The organism is Pseudomonas sp. TH07, assembly GCF_016651285.1.
In the GTDB taxonomy this organism is placed as follows: domain Bacteria; phylum Pseudomonadota; class Gammaproteobacteria; order Pseudomonadales; family Pseudomonadaceae; genus Aquipseudomonas.
This window is the reverse complement of record NZ_JAEKED010000001.1, coordinates 3576042-3598648: the sequence shown is the minus strand read 5'-3', so window position 1 is coordinate 3598648 and position 22607 is coordinate 3576042. Positions and strand designations below refer to the sequence as shown.

Annotated in this window: 20 protein-coding genes and 2 pseudogenes; 8 read left to right on the top strand and 14 right to left on the bottom strand. The window is 63.9% G+C overall.

Annotated features, from left to right (window positions below; translation table 11 throughout):
* Positions 1–36: 36 nt before the first annotated feature.
* The 3 genes and pseudogenes from JFU57_RS33660 to JFU57_RS16725 all read right to left on the bottom strand — a co-directional run bounded on the left by JFU57_RS33660 (position 37) and on the right by JFU57_RS16725 (position 2974).
* Positions 37–741 (bottom strand): methyl-accepting chemotaxis protein, encoded by a 705-nt coding sequence (locus JFU57_RS33660; protein ID WP_446739672.1) that lies wholly within the window; start codon positions 739–741, stop codon positions 37–39.
* Positions 742–945: 204 nt separating this feature from the next.
* A pseudogene (locus tag JFU57_RS33655) lies at positions 946–1122 on the bottom strand (HAMP domain-containing protein); the annotation flags it as partial.
* A gap of 1090 nt (positions 1123–2212) precedes the next feature.
* On the bottom strand, positions 2213–2974 hold the full coding sequence (locus tag JFU57_RS16725) for an SDR family oxidoreductase (protein WP_078471055.1): 762 nt from the start codon (positions 2972–2974) through the stop codon (positions 2213–2215).
* Positions 2975–3204: 230 nt separating this feature from the next.
* Between JFU57_RS16725 and JFU57_RS16720 the strand changes: the two genes are divergently transcribed.
* Positions 3205–4209: an NADP-dependent oxidoreductase gene (locus tag JFU57_RS16720; RefSeq protein ID WP_201130084.1), complete on the top strand. Its 1005-nt coding sequence runs from the start codon at positions 3205–3207 to the stop codon at positions 4207–4209.
* Positions 4210–4285: 76 nt separating this feature from the next.
* Here JFU57_RS16720 and pyrF read toward each other — a convergent pair whose 3' ends face one another.
* Positions 4286–4984 (bottom strand): orotidine-5'-phosphate decarboxylase, encoded by a 699-nt coding sequence (pyrF, locus tag JFU57_RS16715; protein WP_020299191.1) that lies wholly within the window; start codon positions 4982–4984, stop codon positions 4286–4288.
* A 313-nt stretch (positions 4985–5297) separates the two neighbouring features.
* On the opposite strand from pyrF, the gene JFU57_RS16710 reads away from it, so the two are divergent.
* From JFU57_RS16710 to xopAW, 3 genes and pseudogenes are all read left to right on the top strand, one after another.
* Positions 5298–6062, top strand: a complete 765-nt coding sequence (locus JFU57_RS16710; protein WP_020299192.1) for a response regulator — start codon at positions 5298–5300, stop codon at positions 6060–6062.
* A pseudogene (locus tag JFU57_RS16705) lies at positions 6062–7107 on the top strand (sensor histidine kinase). The gene JFU57_RS16710 and the pseudogene JFU57_RS16705 overlap by 1 nt, the downstream one beginning before the upstream one ends.
* 122 nt (positions 7108–7229) lie before the next feature.
* Positions 7230–8078 (top strand): XopAW family type III secretion system calcium-binding effector, encoded by an 849-nt coding sequence (gene xopAW, locus JFU57_RS16700; protein WP_201130083.1) that lies wholly within the window; start codon positions 7230–7232, stop codon positions 8076–8078.
* Between the two features lie 54 nt (positions 8079–8132).
* Here xopAW and JFU57_RS16695 read toward each other — a convergent pair whose 3' ends face one another.
* The 10 genes from JFU57_RS16695 to JFU57_RS16650 all read right to left on the bottom strand — a co-directional run bounded on the left by JFU57_RS16695 (position 8133) and on the right by JFU57_RS16650 (position 16687).
* Complete coding sequence (locus JFU57_RS16695) at positions 8133–9185, bottom strand: AI-2E family transporter (RefSeq protein WP_078471050.1); 1053 nt, start codon at positions 9183–9185, stop codon at positions 8133–8135.
* A gap of 72 nt (positions 9186–9257) precedes the next feature.
* Complete coding sequence (locus tag JFU57_RS16690) at positions 9258–10064, bottom strand: DUF4892 domain-containing protein (protein WP_201132134.1); 807 nt, start codon at positions 10062–10064, stop codon at positions 9258–9260.
* A gap of 23 nt (positions 10065–10087) precedes the next feature.
* A complete protein-coding gene (locus JFU57_RS16685) occupies positions 10088–10747 on the bottom strand; it encodes a glutathione S-transferase family protein (protein ID WP_078471048.1) in 660 nt (219 codons plus the stop codon).
* 50 nt (positions 10748–10797) lie between these two features.
* Positions 10798–11652: an alpha/beta hydrolase gene (locus JFU57_RS16680; RefSeq protein ID WP_020299198.1), complete on the bottom strand. Its 855-nt coding sequence runs from the start codon at positions 11650–11652 to the stop codon at positions 10798–10800.
* The gene (locus JFU57_RS16675) at positions 11649–12455 is read right to left on the bottom strand and encodes an alpha/beta fold hydrolase (RefSeq protein WP_078471047.1); all 807 of its coding nucleotides are present in this window, start codon (positions 12453–12455) and stop codon (positions 11649–11651) included. Before JFU57_RS16675 ends, JFU57_RS16680 begins: the two co-directional genes overlap by 4 nt.
* Before the next feature lie 116 nt (positions 12456–12571).
* Positions 12572–13015 (bottom strand): hotdog fold thioesterase, encoded by a 444-nt coding sequence (locus JFU57_RS16670; RefSeq protein WP_020299200.1) that lies wholly within the window; start codon positions 13013–13015, stop codon positions 12572–12574.
* Positions 13016–13044: 29 nt separating this feature from the next.
* Entirely contained in the window at positions 13045–14712 is a 1668-nt protein-coding gene (locus tag JFU57_RS16665) for an AMP-binding protein (protein WP_201130082.1), read from the bottom strand.
* 136 nt (positions 14713–14848) lie between these two features.
* Positions 14849–15298, bottom strand: coding sequence for a phosphohistidine phosphatase SixA (gene sixA / locus JFU57_RS16660; RefSeq protein WP_078471045.1), 450 nt, complete (start codon positions 15296–15298; stop codon positions 14849–14851).
* The gene (locus JFU57_RS16655; RefSeq protein ID WP_020299203.1) at positions 15295–15642 is read right to left on the bottom strand and encodes a DUF4389 domain-containing protein; all 348 of its coding nucleotides are present in this window, start codon (positions 15640–15642) and stop codon (positions 15295–15297) included. The genes sixA and JFU57_RS16655 overlap by 4 nt, the downstream gene beginning before the upstream one ends.
* A gap of 19 nt (positions 15643–15661) precedes the next feature.
* A complete protein-coding gene (locus JFU57_RS16650) occupies positions 15662–16687 on the bottom strand; it encodes an NAD(P)H-dependent glycerol-3-phosphate dehydrogenase (protein ID WP_078471044.1) in 1026 nt (341 codons plus the stop codon).
* A gap of 195 nt (positions 16688–16882) precedes the next feature.
* Here JFU57_RS16650 and JFU57_RS16645 point away from each other — a divergent pair, with 195 nt between their 5' ends.
* From JFU57_RS16645 to fabA, 4 genes are all read left to right on the top strand, one after another.
* Positions 16883–19006, top strand: coding sequence for a TonB-dependent receptor domain-containing protein (locus JFU57_RS16645; RefSeq protein WP_201130081.1), 2124 nt, complete (start codon positions 16883–16885; stop codon positions 19004–19006).
* Position 19007: 1 nt separating this feature from the next.
* The gene (locus tag JFU57_RS16640; RefSeq protein ID WP_201130080.1) at positions 19008–19940 is read left to right on the top strand and encodes an ABC transporter substrate-binding protein; all 933 of its coding nucleotides are present in this window, start codon (positions 19008–19010) and stop codon (positions 19938–19940) included.
* Complete coding sequence (locus JFU57_RS16635; RefSeq protein ID WP_020299207.1) at positions 19937–21838, top strand: ATP-binding protein; 1902 nt, start codon at positions 19937–19939, stop codon at positions 21836–21838. Before JFU57_RS16640 ends, JFU57_RS16635 begins: the two co-directional genes overlap by 4 nt.
* Positions 21839–22085: 247 nt before the next feature.
* Positions 22086–22601 (top strand): 3-hydroxyacyl-[acyl-carrier-protein] dehydratase FabA, encoded by a 516-nt coding sequence (gene fabA, locus JFU57_RS16630; protein ID WP_010211704.1) that lies wholly within the window; start codon positions 22086–22088, stop codon positions 22599–22601.
* Positions 22602–22607 lie beyond the last annotated feature (6 nt).

The following is a 22607-nucleotide window of genomic DNA, read 5'->3' as shown; positions in this document are numbered from 1 at the left end:
CCTGCGGCCAATAACCCGCAGGTGAAGCACACGGCCTCAGAGCCGGAAGTGCCCGACCATCCCCTTCAACTCCACCCCCAACTGCGCCAGCTCAATGCTCGATGCGGCATTGCCCTGCATCGCCAGTGACGATTGGTCGGCGCTGGCACGGATGCTGGTGACGCTGCGATTGATCTCTTCGGCCACCGAGCTCTGCTGCTCGGCGGCGGCGGCGATCTGCTGGTTCATCTGCTGGATCAGGGACACCGCCGCGGCAATGCTGCCCAGGGCGCTTTCGGTTTGCAGGGCATCACTGACCGCCAGCTTGACCAGCTCGCCGCTGCCCTGGATCTGCTGCACCGAAGAGTCCGCCGCCGCACGTAAGGCACTGACCAGGCGCTCGATCTCCTCGGTGGACTGCTGCGTCCGTTTGGCCAGCGCCCGCACTTCGTCGGCCACCACCGCAAAACCCCTGCCCTGCTCGCCCGCACGCGCAGCCTCAATGGCAGCGTTGAGGGCCAGCAGGTTGGTCTGCTCGGCCACGCTTTTGATCACCCCCAATACCGCGCCGATGTTCTGGATCTCGGCACTCAGGCTTTCGATGCTGCTGCTGGCACTGTTCGCCGAGTCGGCCAGTTGCTCGATGCGCTGCATGCTCTGGCGCACCACCTGTTGCCCGCTCTCCACCTTGTTGTCGGCGGACTGCGCCGCCAGCGCCGCCTCTTCGGCGTTGCGCGCCACGTCGTGGACGGTGGCGGTCATCTGATTCATGGCGGTAGCAACCTGCTCGGTTTCTTCCTTCTGGCTGCTGACTTCAAGGTTGGTCTGCTCGGTGACCGCCGACAGGGACTGGGCCGAACTGGCCAGTTGCTCGATACCAGCCTGCAAGCCGCTGACAATACTGCTGAGGCCGGCCCCCATCTGCTGCATCGCCAGCATCAACTGACCGATCTCATCGCGCCGGGTGACCTCGACCGTGGCGCTGAGATCGCCGGCGGCGATTTGCTGGGCCACGCGAATCACGCTGCGCAGCGGCGCGACTATCAGCCGAGTAATGATCCACGACGCCAGCAGGCCCACCAAAAGGGCCAGGGCCGAAGAGCCGATGATCAGCCAGGCGTTCTGCTTCAGCTCGGCCTGCATTGAGAGGTCCTGGGCGGCGTAGGCCTGGTCGACCCGCTCCGTCACCTGCGCGGCGCGTTCGCGCAGCTGCTGGTAAACGGTTTTCTCCTGAGCCAGCAGCCCGGTGTACTCCGCGAGTTTTTCGCCGAAGTTGCCAATGTGCCCGGCGACCTCATTGAGCACCGTCTGATAGCCGGCATCCTTGACTGCGGTCTTGAGCTGTTCGGCCTGGGCCAGCGCCTGCTCGGCCTGCTCGATCTTGCCCTGGCCGGCATTTTCTTCGTCGCCCTTGCGGCTTTGATCCAGGCGCAGGCGCGCTTCATTCATGGCCTGCAACATCAGCCGCGAGACCTGGCTGACCTGATTGGCCTGGTCGATGAATTCGCTGCCCTCCTTGCCCTGGGACTCCTTCAATCCGTAGGTGCCATCGTCGGCCAGCCCGGCCTGGAGGACATCGAGGTTATTGGCCACGCTGGAGACCGACCAACTGGCCATCTCCAGCGCCAGGTCCTTGGCCTGGGTCAGCTCGACAAACTCATCGAAAGCCTTGCGATAAGCCGCCAAAGCCTGCTCGACATCGTTCATTACCGGCACGTTCGCCACCGATTGGCTTTTGAGCTCGGACGCCAACCGCAGCAAACCCTCGACCCCCTCATGCAGGGCATCGACGGTCTTGGGGTCGCCACGCAGGGCGTACTCCTGCTCCAGCAGGCGCACGTTGAGCAAACCGCTGTTGAGGGACGACATCTGCTTGAGGCCATCAAAACGATGGCTGATGGTTTGCAACGACCAGACACCAATGGCCGCCACCACTGCCGTCAACAACAGGACCAGGGTAAACCCGATGCCCAGTTTCTTTGCCATGCCCAGGTTGGCAAAACGTCCGCTCGTGGCCGAATTCATTGCGCTCAGTCCCCTTCCGATACCCAATGGCGGCAAGGCCATTTTCGAGTACTGCAGGTTCGCAACGGGCTGTACCGCAACACAAGTCTCTGGCGTCGGAATAATGGCAAAAAGCTAGGTGCAGGTCGTTTTCAGGACGGTCGAGGTCGATCGGGCGGGCCTGGATGCGACAGGGCACATCACCGTCCCGCCTCGACGAAAAATCTCCTCAGATGGCGGTGGCGCCGCCGTCGACCGCCAGCGCATGGCCGGTGGTGAAGGCCGCGCCGTCACTGCACAGATACAGCACGGCGCTGGCGATCTCCTCGACCTTGCCCACCCGGCCCACCGGATGCATGGCTGCCGCGAACTCGGCTTTCTTTGGATCGGCCTCATAGGCGCGGCGGAACATATCGGTGTCGATCACCGCCGGGCAGACCGCGTTGACGCGGATTTTCTTCTTCGCATACTCGATGGCTGCGGACTTGGTCAGGCCAATCACCGCGTGCTTGGAAGCGGCGTAGATACTCATCTTCGGTGCCGCCCCGAGGCCTGCCACCGAAGCGGTGTTGACGATGGCACCGCCGCCCTGGGCCAGCATCAGCGGCAACTGGTACTTCATGCACAGCCAGACGCCCTTGACGTTGACCCCCATGATCGCGTCGAACTCATCCTGGGTACCGTCGGCCAGCCGGCCCTTCTCGATCTCGATTCCGGCATTGTTGAAGGCGTAATCGACCCGCCCGTAGGCATTCACCGCCTGGGCCATCAGCTGCTGTACATCTGCTTCCAGGGTCACGTTGCAGCGCACGAACAAGGCGTCGCCACCGGCACGGCGAATCAGCTCCACTGTGCCTTCGCCGCCGTCGACATCCAGGTCCGCCACCACCACTTTCAAGCCTTCGCCGGCGAATGCCAGGGCGGTGGCTCGGCCAATACCGGCGGCGGCACCGGTAACCAGGGCCACTGTGCCGGAAAACGTCATGCTCATTGTTATGTCCTCGATGGAATGCGGGTCGCGTGCCGGGAGTCTAGCCACAGGCCGGGGCCCTGCGGCAGCACTATCAGAAGCCCGGTTGAGGACTTATGCGCGGCAGTGATAAACCGCCCGGGGTGACCATCACTGCACTGGATCGGCGCCTATTCGCTGCGCCGGCAATCCTTGCGGCAGCGGCGCTGAAGGTCTATCAACTAGGGTTTCATTGACCTTGAGTGCCTGCCATGACCAGCCAGACCAATCGCCAGTTCCTGCTCGCCAAGCGCCCTGTAGGCGCGGCGACCCGCGAGACCTTCACCTACCAGCAGGTTGCGGTCGGTGAACCGGGGCCGGGGCAGATTCTGGTGAAGAACGAATACCTGTCCCTGGACCCGGCCATGCGCGGCTGGATGAACGAGGGCAAGTCCTACATCCCGCCGGTGGCGATTGGCGAAGTGATGCGTGCCTTGGGCGTGGGCCAGGTGATTGCGTCGAACAACCCGGGCTTCAATGTCGGCGACTACGTCAATGGCGCCTTGGGCGTGCAGGACTACTTCCTCGGCGAGCCTCGCGGCTTCTATAAGGTCGACCCCAAGCTCGCTCCCCTGCCGCGCTACCTCTCGGCCCTTGGCATGACCGGCATGACCGCCTACTTCGCCCTGCTCGACGTCGGCGCGCCCAAGGCCGGCGAGACCGTGGTGCTGTCCGGGGCCGCCGGAGCGGTGGGCAGCATTGCCGGGCAGATCGCCAAGATCAAGGGCTGCCGCGTGATCGGCATCGCCGGGGGCCAGGACAAGTGCAAGTTCCTGATCGACGAACTGGGTTTTGACGGCGCCATCGATTACAAGAGCGAAGACGTGCACGCCGGCCTCAAGCGCGAATGCCCGAAAGGCGTCGATGTGTATTTCGACAACGTCGGCGGCGACATTCTGGATGCGGTGCTCAGCCGCCTGAATTTCAAGGCACGGGTGGTGATCTGCGGTGCCATCAGCCAGTACAACAACAAGGAAGCGATCAAAGGCCCGGCCAACTACCTGTCGTTGCTGGTCAACCGTGCGCGCATGGAAGGTTTTGTGGTGATGGACCATGCCGCGCAATTCGCGGCGGCCGGGCAGGAAATGGCCGGCTGGATGGCCAAGGGGCAGCTCAAGAGCAAGGAAGATATTGTCGAAGGGCTGGAGACGTTCCCGGAAACCCTTATGAAACTGTTCAGCGGCGAGAACTTTGGCAAGTTGGTGCTGAAGGTTTAAGCGCGGCTGACGATTGAAGGCACCGTCCATCGCCGGCACACCGGCGATGGACTGGCGACTCAGGGCCTGTTCACCCTCAGGCCAGTTCGGCGACCACAGCCGCCAGCGCCTGGCCTGGATCAGCCGCCTGGCTGATCGGGCGACCGATCACCAGGTAGTCGGAACCGGCATCCAGCGCCTGGCGCGGGGTGAGGATGCGCCGCTGGTCGTCCTGGGCGCTGCCTGCCGGACGGATGCCCGGAGTCACCAATTGCAGCGACGGGTGGGCGGCTTTCAGCGCCTGGGCTTCCAGCGCCGAGCACACCAGGCCATCCATGCCGGCCTTTTGCGCCAGCGCCGCCAGGCGTAGCACCTGCTCCTGGGGCTCGATGTCCAGGCCGATGCCGGCCAAGTCCTCGCGCTCCATGCTGGTCAGCACGGTCACACCGATCAGCAGCGGTTTCGGGCCGCTGCGCTGGTCGAGCACTTCACGGCAGGCGGCCATCATGCGCAGGCCACCGGAGCAATGCACGTTGACCATCCACACGCCCATTTCCGCCGCGGCCTTGACCGCCATCGCCGTAGTGTTGGGGATGTCATGGAACTTGAGGTCGAGGAACACTTCAAAACCCTTGTCGCGCAAGGTCCCGACGATTTCGGCGGCGCAACTGGTGAACAGTTCCTTGCCGACTTTGACCCGGCACAGTTTCGGGTCCAGCTGATCAGCCAGTTTCAGTGCGGCGTCACGGGTGGGAAAATCCAGGGCGACGATGATAGGAGTCTGGCAGGCGGACATGAATGGGCTCTCAGGCAAGTCGAAATCGGCGCGGATTGTAGCGCAAGCCGGGATGTTCCGGGACCCGGTGATCGGTAAATCGTCGCCAGGAGCGCCCGATCAGCTGCCAGGTCGGGCACAATGGCCGACCCGGCGGGCTTTGTATCAAGCCCGATACACTTCCGACACGCCCGCAACAATCCACAGCGCTACCCTCGCCAGCCGCTATACCCCGAACAGCACTTCCAGCCCTCGGGCCGGACGCCTATGCTGAAGCCACAACCTCGCAGCCCATCTTTGTGGTTGGCAGCCTACCTGGCAGATGATCGCACCCATGCAAAACACTCCAGCCCCTCTCAACGACGATCAGAAAGCGCCCGTCAGCAACGACGAAAAACGCTGGAACACCCGGGCCTTGATCGTTGACGACGACGTGCCGATCCGCGAACTGCTGATCGACTACCTGGCACGCTTCAATATCCACGCCAGTGGCGTCACCGATGGCGCCGCCATGCGCGTGGCACTGCAAGCCGAACACTTCGACGTGGTGGTGCTCGACCTGATGCTGCCGGGCGAAGACGGCCTGTCCCTGTGCCGCTGGCTGCGTAACGAATCGGACATCCCGATCCTGATGCTCACCGCGCGCTGCGAACCCACCGACCGCATCATCGGCCTGGAACTGGGCGCCGACGACTACATGGCCAAGCCGTTCGAGCCTCGGGAACTGGTGGCGCGGATCCAGACCATCCTGCGCCGGGTGCGCGACGATCGCAGCGAACAGCGGGCCAATATCCGCTTCGACAACTGGCGCCTGAACAGCGTCCTGCGCCAACTGATCTCCGCCGATGGCCTGGTGGTGCCGTTGTCGAATGCCGAGTTCCGCCTGCTCTGGGTGTTCATCGAGCGCCCGCGCCGGGTATTGAGCCGCGAGCAACTGCTGGACGCCGCACGCGGCCGCTCCATCGAAGCCTTCGACCGCAGTATCGACCTGCTGGTCTCGCGCCTGCGGCAGAAACTGGGCGACGATCCGAAATCGCCACAGCTGATCAAGACCGTACGCGGTGAGGGTTATCTGTTCGACGCGCGAGACATCGGCTGATGCGGGGGCGTTTCGATACGCTGTTCAGCCGCCTGTTCGGGATGTTGCTGATTGCGATCGTACTCGCCCACCTGCTGGCCTTTTTCTGGTTTCACCACTACGGCCCGCCACCGCCGCCGCCCCTCCCCAGGCCGGACAAGCCTTCAACGGTCCGCCCCGCGGGCCGCCGAATTTTGAACCGCGGCCGCCACGACCGTGGTTTGGTGGGCCCATCGTGCCGCTGACCTTTCAGCTGATTTCATTGGTGATTGCCGCCTGGTACGGCGCCAAGCTGCTGAGCCGCCCGATCCAGCGCCTGAGCGGCGCCGCCGAACGCCTGAGTGAAAACCTCGACAGCCCGCCACTGGATGAGTCCGGGCCACGAGAGGCACGCCAAGCGGCCCACACCTTCAACCTGATGCAACGCCGCATCCGCGAGCAGGTGCAGCAGCGCGGGCGCATGCTCGGCGCGGTTTCCCATGACCTGCGCACGCCCCTGTCGCGCCTCAAGCTGCGCCTGGAGCAGATCGAAGACATCAAGCTACAAGGGCAGATGCGCCAGGACCTCGACGACATGATCAGCATGCTCGACGCGACCCTCAGCTACCTGCACGAGCAGCGCACCAGTGAAGCCCAGCAGCGCATGGACGTGCAGGCCCTGGTTGAATCGCTTTGCGAAAACGCCCAGGACCAGGGCGCCGATGTCCAGGCCAGCGGCCACTGCGCGCCGTTGCAAGTACAGCCCATGGCCTTGCGCTCCTGCCTGAACAACCTGCTCGACAACGCCCTGCGTTACGCCGGGCATGCCGCGATCGACCTGCAGGACAGCCGCGAACAGTTGCTGATCCGGGTCATCGACCACGGCCCGGGGATCGACGCCACCCAACGCGAGGCGGTATTCGAGCCGTTCTTTCGCCTGGAAGGCTCGCGCAACCGCAACTCCGGCGGCGTCGGCCTGGGCATGACCATCGCCCGCGAGGCGGTCGGGCGCCTGGGTGGCCAGCTGAGCCTGGAACAAACCCCTGGCGGCGGCCTGACCGCGGTGGTCCGCCTGCCGCGTCACTGATCCCCCTCGAGCAGCATGTGTAGCCCCGGGTACAAAGCCCACATACCCACGACAAATCCCCCCGCGAGGCTGCACAAGCCGGCACACCCACCGGCTTTATCCATCCGCAGGGAGTGAGCCCCATGATCGGTAGCGTCAGTAACTATTCGAGCTATATCAGCTCCAGCAGCAGTACGACCAACAACACCCGCAGCCAGCAGTTGCAGAAAGAGCTGTTCAGCAAACTCGACAGCAACGGCGACGGCGCAGTGGATCAGGACGAGCTCAAGAGCGCCCTGTCGCAGAAAAGCGACAACGGCATCCTGGTCAGCCTGAGCAAGAACTTCAGTGACCTGGACAGCGACAGCAGCGGCAGCCTGAGCAGCGAAGAAATGGCCGCCATGGCGCCCCCGCCGCCGCCATCGCAGGACCAGGCACCCAATACCGAGCTGGCCGATGCCCTGATCAAGGCCCTGGACACCGACGGTGACGGCGTTGTCAGCAGCGACGAGCTGAGCAACGGCCTGAGCAGTGCCGGCAGCAGCGCCGACAGCAAGGAAATCTTCTCGGCCCTGGACAAGAACCAGGATGGCAGCGTCAGCCAGGAAGAAATGGCCGCCGCCCTCGCCCCGCCTCCACCGCCGCCTCAGCAGGTTTCCAGTGAGGAGTTGTTCAGCCAGCTGGACACCGACGGCGACGGCAGCATTACCACCAGCGAACTGAGCAGCGCGCTGCAGGCCAGCAATAGCAGCACCACCAGTACTGACAGCAGTGCCGCCCTGCTCAAGGTGCTGGACAGCGATAACAGCGGTGGCGTCAGCAGCGACGAGCTAAAGGCCGCGTTGCAGGCCGGTCGTGATCAGCCAAGCGCGGCCTCCAGCGAAAAGAGCGAACTGGCCCAGGCCCTGGGCAAGATGATCGCCAACCTGAACAAGCAGTATCAGCTCGATAACGTGGCGCAGGTCGGCAGCAGCGTCAACGTCGCCGCCTGATCCGCGGAAAGCGGCGCTGGCCTGCCAGCGCCTGCACGCCAGCAGGTCGCACGGTCAGCGCTGGTCCTCGACCCGCGCCTGGCTCGCGCTCCAGTCGGTGAGCAGGCTGTAGGCCACCGCCAGCAGGGTCGGGCCGATAAACAGGCCGATAAAACCGAAGGCGATCAAGCCGCCGAACACCCCCAGCAGCACAATCACCAGCGGCAGGTTGCCGCCACGGCTGATCAGGTAGGGTTTGAGCACGTTGTCGACGCCGCTGATGATGAACGTGCCCCAAATCCCAAGGAACACCGCCATCCCGTATTCGCCCTTCCAGGCCAGCCAGGCCGTGGCCGGTATCCACACCAGGGGCGGCCCCATGGGAATCAGACTGAGCAGGAAGGTGGTGATCCCCAGGACCAGGGCGCCCGGCACCCCTGCGATCAGGAAGCCGATCAGGGCCAGGATCGCCTGGGCCGCTGCCGTGCCGATCACGCCATTGACCACCCGCTGCACCGTACCCGCCACCAGCTCGATGTAGTAGCCGGCCCGCTCGCCGATCAGGCGTTCCAGCAGCTTGTGCACGAACAGCGCCAGGCGCGGGCCGTCGCGATAGAAGAAAAACACAAAGACGATACTCAGGGTCAACTCGAGGATGCCGCCGCCGATCTGTGCGCTGCGCGCCAGCAGCCAGTTCCCGACCTGCCCCAGGTAGGGCTTGACCGCCAGCATCATCGCCGCGCCCTGCTGATCGATGCTGTCCCACAGCCCCACCAGACGCTCACCGACCAGAGGGATGCTGCCCAGCCAGACCGGCGCAGCGGGCAGGCCATCGACCTGCACGTCCTTGATAAAGGCCGTGGCATCGCGCACATGGTCAGCCAGGTTCAAGCCCAGCCAGACCATGGGTGCGGCCACCAGCACCATCCAGCCCAGGGTCAACAGGGCCGCGGCCAACGACTCGCGGCCATTGAGCCAGCGTGTCAGCAGGCGCATCAGCGGCCAACTGGCAAACGCCAGCACCGCACCCCAGAACAGCGCCGACCAAAACGGCGCCATCACCCACAAACTGGCACCAAACAACACCAGGAGCAGAATCTGCACCAACAGGCGATCGTTATTGAGCATGAAGAATCTCGAGAAAGGACGTCGAACACAGAGTAGGCGAACACAGGGCCGGTGTGTTCGCCTTGGAGGGTATTAGCGCAACAGCTCGAAGTGCAGGCCCGTCGTATCGGTGTTGCCGGTTTCCATCCGCGCGGCGCGCACGCCCTGGCCGATCAGGGCCTGACGCCAGGCTTCGGCGTTGCTCCCGGAAATACTGACCCGCAGCGTGGTATCCAGGTTCAGCCCCCGGGACAGCAGGGTCAGCCAGACCGGCTGCGGGTCGGCACCGAGTTTGGGCAGGTCCAGGCGGCCGGTGTCTTTCAACTGGCGCAATAGGGTTGCCGAAGTCGGCAGCAAGTCACCCAGTGGCGCACTGGCCTCGAACTGTTCGACATGCAGGTACGCCCGGCGATTGCCCCGGGTGATGCTGTACAGCGCCACCAGGGAATTGTCCTGGGGCGCGGCCAGGCGCAACAGCAGGTAGGCCTGCTGGTCGTCGGCGCCAAAGAGCTTGGCGTTGCCGAACACTTCATTGGCCCACAGGCTGCTTTCCCCGCAGTCCCGCGCCTGGCACCAGAACAGCAGTTCGGCGCCCTGCTTCTGCAGGGCTTCACGGGCGGCGGTAAAGGCTTCGGTGGATGAATGCTCGGGCGGCAACTCATAGGTCACCGAAGTGGCCTTGCCCCGGGCGCCAACCTGGCCGTCAAAGCGCAACTGGCCGCTGATCCTGCGGATCGACCCCATGGGGTAGATGCGCTCCAGCTCCGCCAGTGGCCGGTAATCGACAATCTGCGCATCGGCCAGGCGCGGTACCAGCGGCAAGTCGTGGCTACCGGGCACGTCGGCGGCGAACACCATGGAACTGGCACAGTACAAACCCAGCATGCTGAAGCAACGGATGAGTCCTTTCATTGGAAATACGCTCATCGGATCAGCATGGCCTGGGCACCTTTGACAACGCTGGCGTCATCCGTGCGTTGGGGGACCAGCAGGCCGCGTTGCACCGCCGGGCGCGCCGCCAGGGCCGCCATCCAGCGCTGCAGGGCCGGCAGGCCGTCGACCGAGACCCCGGACCATTCATGGCCGCGGACCCAGGGGTATGTGGCGATGTCGGCGATGCTGTAGTCACCGGCCAGAAATTCCACCGTCTGCAAACGACCGTCGAGCACTTCGTACAGACGCCGGGTTTCATGCTGGTAGCGGTCGATGGCGCCTTGGAGTTTTTCCGGGAAGTAACGGAAGAACACGTTGGCCTGACCCTGCATCGGGCCGACCCCGCCCATCTGGAACATCAGCCATTGCAGAACCAGCGAACGACCCTTGGGGTCGGCGGGCAGCAATTGGCCGCTGAGTTCGGCGAGGTAGATAAGGATGGCGCCGGATTCAAACACGGCGAAATCGCCATTGGCACGGTCGACGATTGCCGGGATCCGCCCGTTGGGATTGATCTTGAGAAAGTCTGGAGCCTTCTGTTCCTTTTTGTCGAAACTCAGGGCATGCACCGTATAGGGCATGCCGAGTTCCTCGAGCACGATAGAGACCTTGTGGCCATTAGGCGTCGCAGCGGTGTAGAGATCTATCATGGTTGTCTCCGATTTCAACCCGCCCAGCCTCGACAGTTGACCGGCGCAAGTCAAGGAACGGCGAAAAACCGATTGAAACAGTCTGCGACAAAGATCGCGCCGGCCTCGTCGTTCAGGTGCAAATGATGGCCTCCCGGCAACTGCTCCCGGGCAAAGGGTAGACGCTCGAGCAATTGCCCGTGCTTGGCCAGCATGCCATCGGCCGCCACCACCAGCCGGGTCGGGCAACTGACCCGCTGTACGAAGGCCATGGCCTGCTCTTCGGTCAGGCGCAACGGCGACGCCAGGGTCAGGCGGTTATCGCTGCGCCAGGTATAGCCACCGGGTACCGGCATCAGACCGCGCTGGGCCAGCAGTTCGGCCGCTTCACGACTGACCGCCACCAGGCCCTTCATCCGCGCCTCGATGGCCTGCTCCAGGGTGGCATAGACCCGCTTGCGCTTGTCCTGCAGGGCGAGTTGCGCCTGCAGCGCCATGCCCAGGCGCTCGGCGGCATTCTCGGTGCCGGCGGTGGGCGGGATCACCCCATCGATCAACGCCAGGTGGCTGACGCGCTCCGGCAAGGCTCCGGCCAGCACCAGCGAGACAATCGCCCCCAGGGAGTGGCCCATCAGGGCAAAGCGTTTCCAGCCCAGTTGCTCGGCCACCTGCAGCACGTCGTACACATAGTCCCACAGGGCATAACCGGCGCCCGCCGGCCGATGGTCGGAGTGGCCGTGGCCGGCCATATCCAGGGCAACGATACGCAAGCCGTCGAGCTTGGGCGCCAGGCGCGCAAAGCTGTTGGCGTTATCCAACCAGCCATGCAGGGCAATCACCGGCAAGCCGTCCTCGGGCCCGAACAGATGGGCCGCGAGTTCGATATGGGGCAGGCTCAGGCGCACCTCTTCGACCACCCGGCTCATGCGCAACTCCGTTCGCGGCGTGTGTCCCAGCGGCTGAACAGCTCCTTGAGCAGCGCTGCGGTGTCCTGGGGGCGCTCCAGCGGAAACATGTGCCCGCCCGGCATGCTCAGCGACTCGCCTTGGGGCATGCGCCCGACCGCGCTGGCGTGATGCCGCATCACCACCCGGCTATGCCGTCCGCGCACCATGGCCAGCGGCACCTGCAATTGGCGGGCGAGGCCCGGGCTGGTGTGGGGCACCCCACGGTAGATGCTGATTTCCGTCGCCGGGTCGAAGCGCAGGCGCAGACGATCGCCGACCTGATGCAGGCCGTGTTGCAGATAGGCTTCGAAACATTCCGGATCAAACCGGCGAAACAGGCTCTTGTCGGCAAAGTAACTGCGGGCCGACTCCAGGCTGGCAAACTCCTCGCGCCGCCCCAGGGTGCGGCCGGCCGGGGTCAGGCGGTCGATAAATCCAAAGCGCTTGGCCGCCCGGATGACCCATTGGTCGGCACGGGTCAGCACCGGCGAATCGAGCATCACCACCCCGCGATACAGCTCCGGACAACGCAGGGCGGCATGCAAATGCAGAATGCCGCCCAGGGAATGACCCACGCCCCACACCGGCTGCGCCTGCTGTTGCAGATGGTGGATCAGCTCGCTGACCAGGTTCTGCCAGTTGTCGTCCACTGGAAAACGCGGATCGTGTGCGTGTTGCTGCAAATGGGCCACGTCATACTCGGGCGCCAGGGCAGCAAACAACTTGCCGTAGGTTCCCGAAGGAAAGCCGTTGGCGTGAGCGAAAAAGACCTGCTGCGACATACCGAGTTACCCATGAACCGGACAATGGCTGATTGTCCGCAGGTCACCGCACCAGGGCAATGACCGTAACGAACACGAATGATGACACGCCGCTTCAGCCTATAAGCCTGCGCCGCTCAGCGGGCCGGCGGCGTTTCCCCCAGCGGCACCACCGCCATGGTCAGGCGCGAGATGCAGCTGGACTTGCCCTCATCGCTGCTCAGGCGGATATCCCAGACATGGGTCGTGCGGCCGATGTGCACCGCCCTGGCCACCGCGCTCACCCGGCCGCTGCGCAGGCCGCGCAGGTGGTTGGCGTTGATTTCCAGGCCCACGCAATAGAATTTGCTGGCATCGATGCACAGGTAGCTGGCCATGGAGCCGACGGTTTCCGCCAGCACCACCGAGGCGCCGCCATGCAGCAGGCCGTAAGGCTGGTGAGTGCGATGATCGATGACCATGCTTGCGGTCAGGGATTCTTCGTCAAAGGACTCGAAGCGAATATCCAGTACTTCGCCGATGGTGTTTTTCTGAAGCGAATTGAGTTGTTCGATGTTCGGAGTGGTACGCCATAGGCTCATCGCTGCATCCTTCAGGGTTTTTATGGGGGTCAATCCTGCCACAGCACGGCTTCGGAGCGCTCGCTCCACTCCTGAAAGCGCTGGCCGTAAGCGGCTTCGATCACGTTGCGCTTGATCTTCAGGGTCGGCGTCAGGAAACCGTTCTCGACCGCCCAACTGTCCTTCACCACCACCAGGCGACGCAAGCGCTCGTGTTTATCCAGGACCTGATTGACCTGCTCCAGCAGCAGTTCCAGGCTGCTGTGCAGGGCACCGCGCGCCGCGCCGGCGGCCTCCTGCACGCCCACCGCCGAAAGCACGCACAGCCCCAGCGGCGCCCCCAGACCGTCGCCGACCACGCACACCTGCTCGATCCGCGGGTGCACCGCCAGGCGATTCTCGATTGGCGCCGGGGCCACATACTTGCCTTTGCTGGTCTTGAAGATCTCCTTGAGCCGGCCGGTCAGGCGCAGGTTGCCGGCGGCGTCCTGCTCGCCTTTGTCGCCCGTACGCAAAAACCCGTCGGCGGTGAGGGTCTCGGCGGTTTTCTGCGGATCCTTGTAGTACCCGAGCATGGTCGCGCCGCTGCGCACCTGGACTTCACCGAACTCATCGATGCGCACTTCGACCTCCGGGCACGGCTTGCCGATCCAGCCGGGAATATGCTCCCCGGGGCGGCCGATATGGGAGTAGCCGCAGCTTTCGGTCATGCCATACACCTCCAGCACATCCAGCCCCAGACGCTGATACCAGTGCAGCAACGTCTGCGGCACCGGAGCCGCACCCGACAGCGCCACGCGCAACGCGTCCAGGCCCAGCCCGGCCAGTACTTTGTGGCCCACGCGCTTGCCGATGAATGGCAGTCGCAACAAGAAGTCCAGGCGCTTGGCCGGGAACTTGCTGTAGACCCCCATCTGGAACTTGGTCCAGATCCGCGGCACACCGAACATCGCGGTCGGGCGCGCGCGCTGCAGGTCGGTGAGGAAGGTATCGAGGCTCTCGGCGAAGAACACCGTCTGCCCGGTATAGATGGCCGCCATCTCGACAAACATGCGCTCGGCCACGTGGCACAGCGGCAGGTAGGACAACAGGCGGTCCGAAGTGCCCAGGCCGAACAGCCCGGCGCCGTGGGTGGTGGCAAACCCCAGGTTGGCGAAACTGTGCATCACCCCTTTGGGCAGGCCGGTGGTGCCGGAGGTATAGATGATGGTCGCCAGTTGCTCGCCGGCCGGCGTGGGGCTGTCCAGGATCGGTGAACAGCGCTGCAGATCGTCCCAGTTGAAATCAAAATCGCCCTCGGGGTGCAGCGGCAGGCTGACGGTGGTCAACCCCGGTTTGAGCCCGGGCGCCATGGCGGGCCAGTCATCCAGCTTGCCGATAAATACTAGGGCCGACTCGGAGTGTTCAAGCACCTGGGCCACCGAGTCGGCGGTCAGGTTGGGGTACAGGGGCACGGAGACGTGGCCGGCCATCCAGATCGCCAGGTCGACAATGATCCAGTGCGCGCAGTTCTTGGAGATGATCGCGATATGGCTGCCGGGAGGCAGCTCGCGCCCGCGCAGCCAATGTGCGGCGCAGCGTGCCTGGTGAGCGACCTGGGACCAGTCCAGTTCCTCGACCTGCCCACCGCCCGTGGGCTGGACCAGAAAACGTTGGCGGGGATGACGAGCTTCACGCTCGTAGAACACTTCCAGCGGCAAACGAAAAGCAGTAGACATGCGACTCGCTCCTTGTTTTTGTTCTGATCGTGAGACTAGCCAACCAAGCACTTGCTCGGCCGACTATTCCACGCACAAAGGAGCGCTGCAAGTTAAGAAATGTTGCGCCCTGCCACCTGGAGACAGGGCTGTCCCTCTAGGGCTGCTTGAGGCTATTGAGCGCCATCAGCCCGGCCAGTGGCCAGTCGCCTTCAAGCTCGGCAAGGAAGGCGGTGCCCATCGCCTGCGGGCTGCGCAGGTGACCATGCTGCAACAAGCCAATCAGGTTGCCCACCAGGGGTTGGTGGCTGACCAGCAGCAGGTTGTCCGCCGAATCGATTCGCTCCAGCGCGGTCAGCGGGTTGCTGTCGGGCGTCAGCCAGGGCACGGTGCGGATCGGCGCCTCGAAGCCCAGGGCCTCGCGCACCAGCTCGGCGGTCTGCTGGGCCCGCACATACGGGCTGGCAAGGATGGCGTCGATGGGCTGGCCGATCAATTGCGCGGCACTGCTCAGGACTTCCTTGCGCCCATGCTCGGTCAGGTTGCGCTCGGCATCGCTGCGGGCGTGGGGCTCGGCTTCGCCGTGGCGCAACACCCAGAGCTTCATAGCTTGGGCTCCTCGTCACGGGCCGGATGCGGGGCCGGCGGCACGGCATGGGGCGCCTCGCCTTCAGGGGTGCGCGGCGCAGGCCAGTCGGCAAAGGGCCAGGGTTTCTGATCGGTATGAAAGCTGCCGAAACGGCCGATCTGCGCCAGGAACTGGCTCAGGCTGTCGCCGAAGTTCATCAGGCTGGCGCTGGGCGCGCCGTAGATCAGGCGATAGATCAACTGCACCAGCACCAGGACGCCGAGGATGAATTGCGCCACCTGCCACACCAGCAGAAACACCAGCATCCACAGGACCCGCAGCAGGATCGACTCGTATTTGGCTTCGGAATTGCTATCGTTCATGTCTCGCTCCTGTCTGCTTTCAGTTGAATCCGCTGGTGGAGATAAAGTCGACGTCGGTTTTCGGCTCGCCACGCATCAGCAACTCGATCACCTGGTTCAGCGTACGCCCTTCGAACAGAATCGCGTGCAGCCCGGCTACCAGCGGCATGTACACCCCCAGTTCCTGGGCCTTGACCTTGAGCACCTTGAGCGTGTTGACGCCTTCGGCCACCTCGCCCAGGCGGGTCACCGCCTCTTCCAGGCTCAAGCCCTGGCCCAGGGCAAAGCCGACCTGATAGTTGCGACTCTTGGATGAAGAGCAGGTGACGATCAGGTCGCCCACCCCGGCCAGGCCGAGAAAGGTCATCGGGTTGGCACCCTGGCTGACGGCAAAGCGGGTCATTTCCGCCAGCGCCCGGGTGATCAGCATGCTCTTGGTGTTTTCCCCCATGCCCAGCGCCACCGCCATGCCGGCGATGATCGCGTAGACGTTTTTCAGCGCCCCGCCCAACTCAACGCCAAAACGGTCGGCACTGGCGTACACGCGGAAGGTGCGCCCATGCAACGCGGCCTGCACGCGCTGGCACAGCTCTTCGTCTTCGCTGGCGACCACGGTGGCGGTCAACGCATGCTCGGCCACTTCGCGGGCCAGGTTCGGCCCTGAAAGCACGCCGATCCGCGCCTGGGGAGCGATGTCCTGGAGGATTTCGCTCATCAGCTTGAAGGTCTGGGCTTCGATGCCTTTGGTCAGGCTCACCAGCAATTTGCCGCTGAGCAGTTGCGCATGGGGGGCCAGTACCGAGCGCAAGGCGCTGGAAGGCAGCGCAACAAAGCACAGGTCGCATTCGCCGAGGGTGGCCAACAGGTCGGTGACCGGCTCGACCGCCGGATGAATCTTGATGCCCTTGAGGTAGCGCGGGTTCTCGCGATTGACCCGAATGGCCTCGGCCTGCTCGGGATCGCGCATCCACTGCCGCACCCGATGACCGTTTTCGGCCAGTAGATTTGCCACGGCGGTACCAAAACTTCCGCCTCCCAGGACCGCAATAGGGCGCTGTTCAGTCATATGCAATCCGTCAATCCATACCAGTGGCGATGGCGGCATTATACGGTTCGGTCCTGCGCCTACCAGCCCCTGGGACAATTAGCGCGAAATGTCGGGATCTGCCGGATTCGATCAGGGAATGTCGGGCTTATCGACTGGAAAACTCAACCATCTCGGTTAACATGCGCGGCCATTATTCCGATTCAAGGCTGTACCGTGCGTTTTGGCCCTCCCTGCCGCCCCTCGTCGTTGCTCCTGGCACTGTTGTTCAGTGCTGCGGCGCTGGCCGACGACCTGTTTGTGGACAACCAGCCGCTGCCGCAAGTGCTGACGGCTACCCGTCTCAAGCAGTCCCCGGCAGCGGTGCCCGGGAGCATGACGGTACTCGACAGCGAGCTGATCAAGGCCAGCGGTTCCCGGGATATCGGCGAACTGCTGCGCCTGGTGCCGGGGATGATGGTCGGCGCCATCAACGGCAACCAGGCGGCGGTCAACTATCACGGCACCAGCGCCAGCGAAGCGCGACGCATGCAGGTGCTGATCGACGGCCGCTCGGTGTATCGCGCGGGCCTGGCGACCGTGGACTGGAGCGATATCCCGGTGGCCATGGAAGACATCGAGCGCATCGAAGTCTTCCGCGGCCCCAACACCGTCAGCTACGGCGCCAACGCGCTGATGGCGGTGGTCAACATCATTACCCGCGCCCCGGCCGACAGCCACGGCACCCGGCTCAAGATGACCCGCGGCCAACGCGGCATCAGCGACTGGTACGCCAGCCAGGGCACCGGCTGGGACAGCGGCGACCTGCGGCTGTCGCTGTCCGGCCAGGAAGACGACGGCTTCGACTCCGACCGCAGCGGTGCCGACTACCGCGACAGCAGGCGCCTGAACCGCATGAGCCTGGCCCTGGGGCAGATGCTCGATGAGCGGCAGAGCATCGACTGGCAGTTCAGCGCCAAGGAAGGCAGTAACCAGCGTCCTTATACCTACCGGCCGGTGTTTGCCGGCATCACTCAGACCGGCAAGGACTCCGATGTGGCGGCCAAGGACTACGCCAGTTCCTTGCGCTGGAACCTCGACCTCAACCCCAGGCACAGCCTATACATCCAGGGGTCGGCCCAGCACTGGGACCGCCAGCAGACCTGGCGCGCCTGCGATGCCGAGATCTCGTTCAGCCCCGAACTGACCCGCCTGTGGCAGCTCAACCCAAATTACGCCGAGCGCCTGGCGCGCAATATTCCCAGCTACCTCGGCACCGGTGCGCCGGCGGGCCGCAGCGACGAACAGGCCCTGGCCAACCAGGTACTGACCCAGTGGCGGGAAGGCGCGAGCCAGACCGTGTGCGGCAATATCGACCAGAGCGCCCGGGAAACCCGCTACGACCTGGAGCTGCAAGACACCCTGAGCCTGTCCGACAGCCTGCGACTGGTCAGCGGCATGAACTATCGTTATGACCGGGCGGACTCCGAGACCTACTTCAATGGCACCCTCGATGACACCACCTGGCGCCTGTTCGGCCAGCTTGAATGGCGCGCCAGCGAACACTGGCTGTTGCAGGGCGGAGCCATGTTTGAAAACAGCCAACTGACCGGCAGTTCGCTGACCCCGAGGGTCGCGCTCAACTACCTGATCAACCCGCGCCATGGTCTGCGTGCGGTGTATTCGGAAGCGATCCGCTCACCGGACATGTTCGAGAACAACGTCAACTGGAGTTACCGGGTCACCGGCCTCAGCCCTCGCGCCTATGGCCAGCCCAGCGCCGAATACTTCGTCAAGACCCGGGGTCCGGGCAACCTCGACCAGGAACACATGCGTTCGCGGGAGCTGGGTTACAACGGCTTTTTCGTCGACCTGGGGCTCAACCTCGACGTCAAACTGTTCTATGACGAAATCACCGGCATGGTCAGCGAGCCTTTGCGCAACAATCAGTACATCGCCAGCAATGCCAACAGCTCGCGCTTCAGCGGCACCGAGAGCCAGCTGGACTGGCACCTGAGCCGCGCCGACCGGCTGCGCCTGACCTACGCCTATGTGCATGCCGAAGCCAGCAATCGCCTGGATCAGCGCCAGACCGCCAGCAACAGTGGTTCGGCGGGTTGGCTGCGCGATTGGGGCCAGGGTTGGTCGAGCGCGCTCTTCTACTATGGCGACAATGCGCTCAACGGCTATCGCTTCGAACGGGTGGACAGCCGTGTCGCCAAGCACCTGGCCCTGGGCAAGGCCAACCTGGAGCTGGCCGCCATGCTCCAGCAACGCCTGGACAAACAGCCGACAACCTTCAGCGACAACAATTACGACCAGCGTCACGTCCTGTACTTCAGCGCGGAGCTGGAGTTCTGACATGGGCCGGGCTCAGTCACGGGTACCGTCCGCTTTGGGCCGCAAGCTGGTCGCCTGCCTGGCGCTATGGACCAGCCTGTGCGGCGCCGCGCCGGCCTGGGCCGCCTCGGTTCTGCTGACTGCCAGCGAAGACAGCCTCGGCGTCCAGGCCTTCACCCAGGAACTGGCCCGGCAACGACCGATGGACAACGTACGGTTCGTCGCCCTGCACGACCTGCCCGCCCCCAGCCGCCTGCCGAGCAATACCCGACTGATCCTGCTCGACCCTCCCAGCCTCGACTGGCGCCTGCAGGATGCCCAGGGACCATGGACTCTGGTGCTGCGCATCAGCCGCCTGCAAGCCGAAAAACACCCGGTAATCAGCCGCACTCCACGCCTCAGCCTGCTGTGGAGCGATCCACCGCTGGCCCGGCAATTGCGCCTGATCCAAAGCGTCCTGCCCCAAGCCAGGCGAGTCGGCGTGCTGTACAGCGCCCACAGCGAGTTTCTGCTCAAGGAGCTGGGCAGCGCCGCCGCCCACCTGGGGCTGGAAATCGTTGCCGAGCGCTGGGACAGCACCGCTGACAGCCGGCCGCTGCAGGCCCTGCTGAAAAACAGCGACGTCCTGCTGGGGCTCGACGATCCCCTGCTGTACAACCCCAAGACCGCCAAGAACCTGTTGCTCAGCAGCTACGCCCGCCACCTGGCGCTGGTCGGCCCGAATGCCGGCTTCGTCAAGGCCGGCAGCCTGGTCAGTACCTACAGCGATCAGCAAGACTGGCTGCACACCCTCAACAGCCTGCTCGACCAGCCCCCGGTGCGCTGGCCTGGAGCGCTCTACCCCACGAATTTCAAGGTGCTGAGCAACCCGCAGGTGGCTCGGTCACTGGGTATCGAAGAGATTGACGAGACGTCCGTCGCGCGCCGACTGGCTGAAGGAGAACAACGCCCATGAGTTTGCGTCGCCATTGGGACATCAACACCCGCACCCAAGTCATCAGCCTTGGCCCGGCCCTGCTGCTGACGTTGCTGCTGATCAGTTTCTTCACCTTCGTGCGGATCCAGGATTTGCGCCAGGAGCTCAACCACACCGGCCAACTGATCGCCAACCAACTGGCACCCGCCACCGAGTACGGGGTGATCTCGGGCAACAGCGAGGGGCTCGAAAGCCTGCTCAAAGCCACCCTGGCCACGCCCCATGTGCGCTTCCTGGAAGTCCAGGACAGCGCCAACAACATCCTGGTCTACGTCGAACAGCCGTCGGAGGCCGACAACCGCTCGCAACAGGTCAAGGTGTTCCAGGCCCCGGTACGCCTGCAGCGGATCCAGGTGCAGAACGACTTCTTCCAGAATGAAGACAGCCACCTCGGCACCCTGGGCGACGGGTATCTGGGCCGGGTCATCGTCGGCATGTCGAACGACGCCTTCAGCCAGCGCCAGCAGGAAATCCTGCTCAAGGCCGCCGTGCTGGCGCTGTTTGCCCTGCTGTTCACCTTTCTCCTAGCGCGGCGCCTGGCGGCCGGCCTGTCGCAGCCCATCAGTGCCATGGGCCAGGCGGTCAAGGCGATCCAGGAAGGCGACTTCAAGACGCCGCTGCCCATTGTCGACGACGCCGAGCTGGGTGACCTGGCGCGGCACATCAACAACCTCGCCGCCGGCCTCGAACTCGCCAGCCGCGAGCAGCACCAGGCCATGGCGCAACTGATCCAGACCCGGGAAGAAGCCGAGCGCGCGAACAACGCCAAATCGGACTTCCTGGCGATGATGAGCCACGAGCTGCGCACGCCGATGAATGGCGTGCTGGGTATGCTGCAGTTGCTGGAAACCACCGAAATGACCGAGGAGCAGGCTGAATACGCAGCGCTGGCCTCCGAATCCACCGAACACCTGCTCAAGGTGATCAACGACATTCTCGATTTCTCGCGCATCGAGCGTTCGGCCCTGGAGCTGGAGCATATTGCGTTCAACCTGTCGGAACTGATCATCAGCTCGGCCCAGGCCTTCCAGCACAACGCCGCGCAGCGCGGCCTCGACCTGCAACTGCAGATCCCGCCCGGCATGGAGTCTTTGCAGGTCAAGGGCGACCCGACGCGGATCCGCCAGATCCTGGTGAACCTGGTGGGCAACGCCTTGAAGTTCACCGAGAAAGGCAGTGTCAGCATCGAGCCGCAGTGGCAAGCGCTGGATCACGAGTTGCTCTGGTTCACCTGCACCGTGCGCGACAGCGGCATTGGTATCAGCGCGCAAAGCCTGGAGCTGATGTTCGATGCCTTCCAACAGGCCGACAGCTCGATCTCCCGACGTTATGGCGGCACCGGCCTGGGCCTGCCCATCGCCCGCACCCTGGCCGAACGCATGGGCGGCACCCTGCGCGCCCAGAGCGAAGAGGGTCAGGGCTCGGTCTTCACCCTGGAAATCCCTCTGGCGCGGTTTCAACAGAGCCTGCCGGTGCTGGCACCACGGGCCCACGCCGGCAACGCCCACGGCGAGGGGCGCAATGTGCTGCTGGTGGAAGACAACCCGGTCAACCAGACCGTGATCCAGGCCATGTTGCGCAGCCTGGGTTTTACCGTGAGCATCGCCACCGACGGCGCCCAGGCAATCCGCAGTGCCGAGAGCCTGATATTCGAAGCGATTCTGATGGATTGCCGGCTGCCGTTGATCGATGGCTATGAAGCCACCCGGCAGATCCGCCAACTGCCCGGCTGTGCCGATCTGCCGATCATCGCCCTGACCGCCAACGCCTTGCAGGGTGATCGCGAAGCCTGTCTGTCGGCTGGAATGAACGATTACCTGGCCAAGCCGTTCAAACGCACGGATTTGCAGCAAATTCTCCAACGCTGGGTGCGCTGAGAAGCGGTTTTCGTACTGCTACGACTGGCGTGAAGGGCGAAAGTGCGGCAGTCTTAGGCACCCGAACGGACCCGGAAACGGGCCGGTTTTAAATTTTCAGTGCACAAGTGTACATTCATGTTCCTTGTGCTGTGACTTTCACCACAACGCAATAGTCTATGAGTAGGCTGCCGGTTCGAGGCATGAAGGCTTCGATCGGCCGGGAAGATTTGCCCCACCTGCCGCATGGGACTATTGAGGAGCTCGCATGACCAAACAAAACGCCTTTACCCGGGAAGACCTGCTGCGCTGCAGTCGCGGTGAGCTGTTCGGCCCAGGTAACGCGCAACTGCCCGCCCCGAACATGCTGATGGTGGATCGCATCACCCATATCAGCGAAGAGGGTGGCAAGTACGGCAAGGGTGAATTGGTCGCCGAGCTGGATATCACTCCAGACCTGTGGTTTTTCGCCTGCCACTTCGAAGGTGATCCGGTAATGCCGGGCTGCCTGGGCCTCGACGCCATGTGGCAGCTGGTTGGCTTTTTCCTTGGCTGGCAGGGTCTGCCAGGCCGCGGTCGCGCACTGGGTTCGGGCGAAGTGAAATTCTTCGGCCAGGTCCTGCCGACTGCCAAGAAAGTCACCTATAACATCCAAATCAAGCGCGTCCTGAAAGGCAAGCTGAACCTGGCCATCGCCGATGGTTCGGTCAGTGTCGACGGCCGCGAAATCTACACCGCCGAAGGCCTCCGGGTCGGCGTATTCACCTCCACTGACAACTTCTAAGGGTTA

Coding starts and splice junctions, on each gene's coding strand:
- JFU57_RS33660 (WP_446739672.1), bottom strand. CDS start 741: ATGACCGCCACCGTCCACGACGTGGCGCGCAACGCCGAAGAGGCGGCG.
- JFU57_RS16725 (WP_078471055.1), bottom strand. CDS start 2,974: ATGAGCATGACGTTTTCCGGCACAGTGGCCCTGGTTACCGGTGCCGCC.
- JFU57_RS16720 (WP_201130084.1), top strand. CDS start 3,205: ATGACCAGCCAGACCAATCGCCAGTTCCTGCTCGCCAAGCGCCCTGTA.
- pyrF (WP_020299191.1), bottom strand. CDS start 4,984: ATGTCCGCCTGCCAGACTCCTATCATCGTCGCCCTGGATTTTCCCACC.
- JFU57_RS16710 (WP_020299192.1), top strand. CDS start 5,298: ATGCAAAACACTCCAGCCCCTCTCAACGACGATCAGAAAGCGCCCGTC.
- xopAW (WP_201130083.1), top strand. CDS start 7,230: ATGATCGGTAGCGTCAGTAACTATTCGAGCTATATCAGCTCCAGCAGC.
- JFU57_RS16695 (WP_078471050.1), bottom strand. CDS start 9,185: ATGCTCAATAACGATCGCCTGTTGGTGCAGATTCTGCTCCTGGTGTTG.
- JFU57_RS16685 (WP_078471048.1), bottom strand. CDS start 10,747: ATGATAGATCTCTACACCGCTGCGACGCCTAATGGCCACAAGGTCTCT.
- JFU57_RS16680 (WP_020299198.1), bottom strand. CDS start 11,652: ATGAGCCGGGTGGTCGAAGAGGTGCGCCTGAGCCTGCCCCATATCGAA.
- JFU57_RS16675 (WP_078471047.1), bottom strand. CDS start 12,455: ATGTCGCAGCAGGTCTTTTTCGCTCACGCCAACGGCTTTCCTTCGGGA.
- JFU57_RS16670 (WP_020299200.1), bottom strand. CDS start 13,015: ATGAGCCTATGGCGTACCACTCCGAACATCGAACAACTCAATTCGCTT.
- JFU57_RS16665 (WP_201130082.1), bottom strand. CDS start 14,712: ATGTCTACTGCTTTTCGTTTGCCGCTGGAAGTGTTCTACGAGCGTGAA.
- sixA (WP_078471045.1), bottom strand. CDS start 15,298: ATGAAGCTCTGGGTGTTGCGCCACGGCGAAGCCGAGCCCCACGCCCGC.
- JFU57_RS16655 (WP_020299203.1), bottom strand. CDS start 15,642: ATGAACGATAGCAATTCCGAAGCCAAATACGAGTCGATCCTGCTGCGG.
- JFU57_RS16650 (WP_078471044.1), bottom strand. CDS start 16,687: ATGACTGAACAGCGCCCTATTGCGGTCCTGGGAGGCGGAAGTTTTGGT.
- JFU57_RS16640 (WP_201130080.1), top strand. CDS start 19,008: ATGGGCCGGGCTCAGTCACGGGTACCGTCCGCTTTGGGCCGCAAGCTG.
- JFU57_RS16635 (WP_020299207.1), top strand. CDS start 19,937: ATGAGTTTGCGTCGCCATTGGGACATCAACACCCGCACCCAAGTCATC.
- fabA (WP_010211704.1), top strand. CDS start 22,086: ATGACCAAACAAAACGCCTTTACCCGGGAAGACCTGCTGCGCTGCAGT.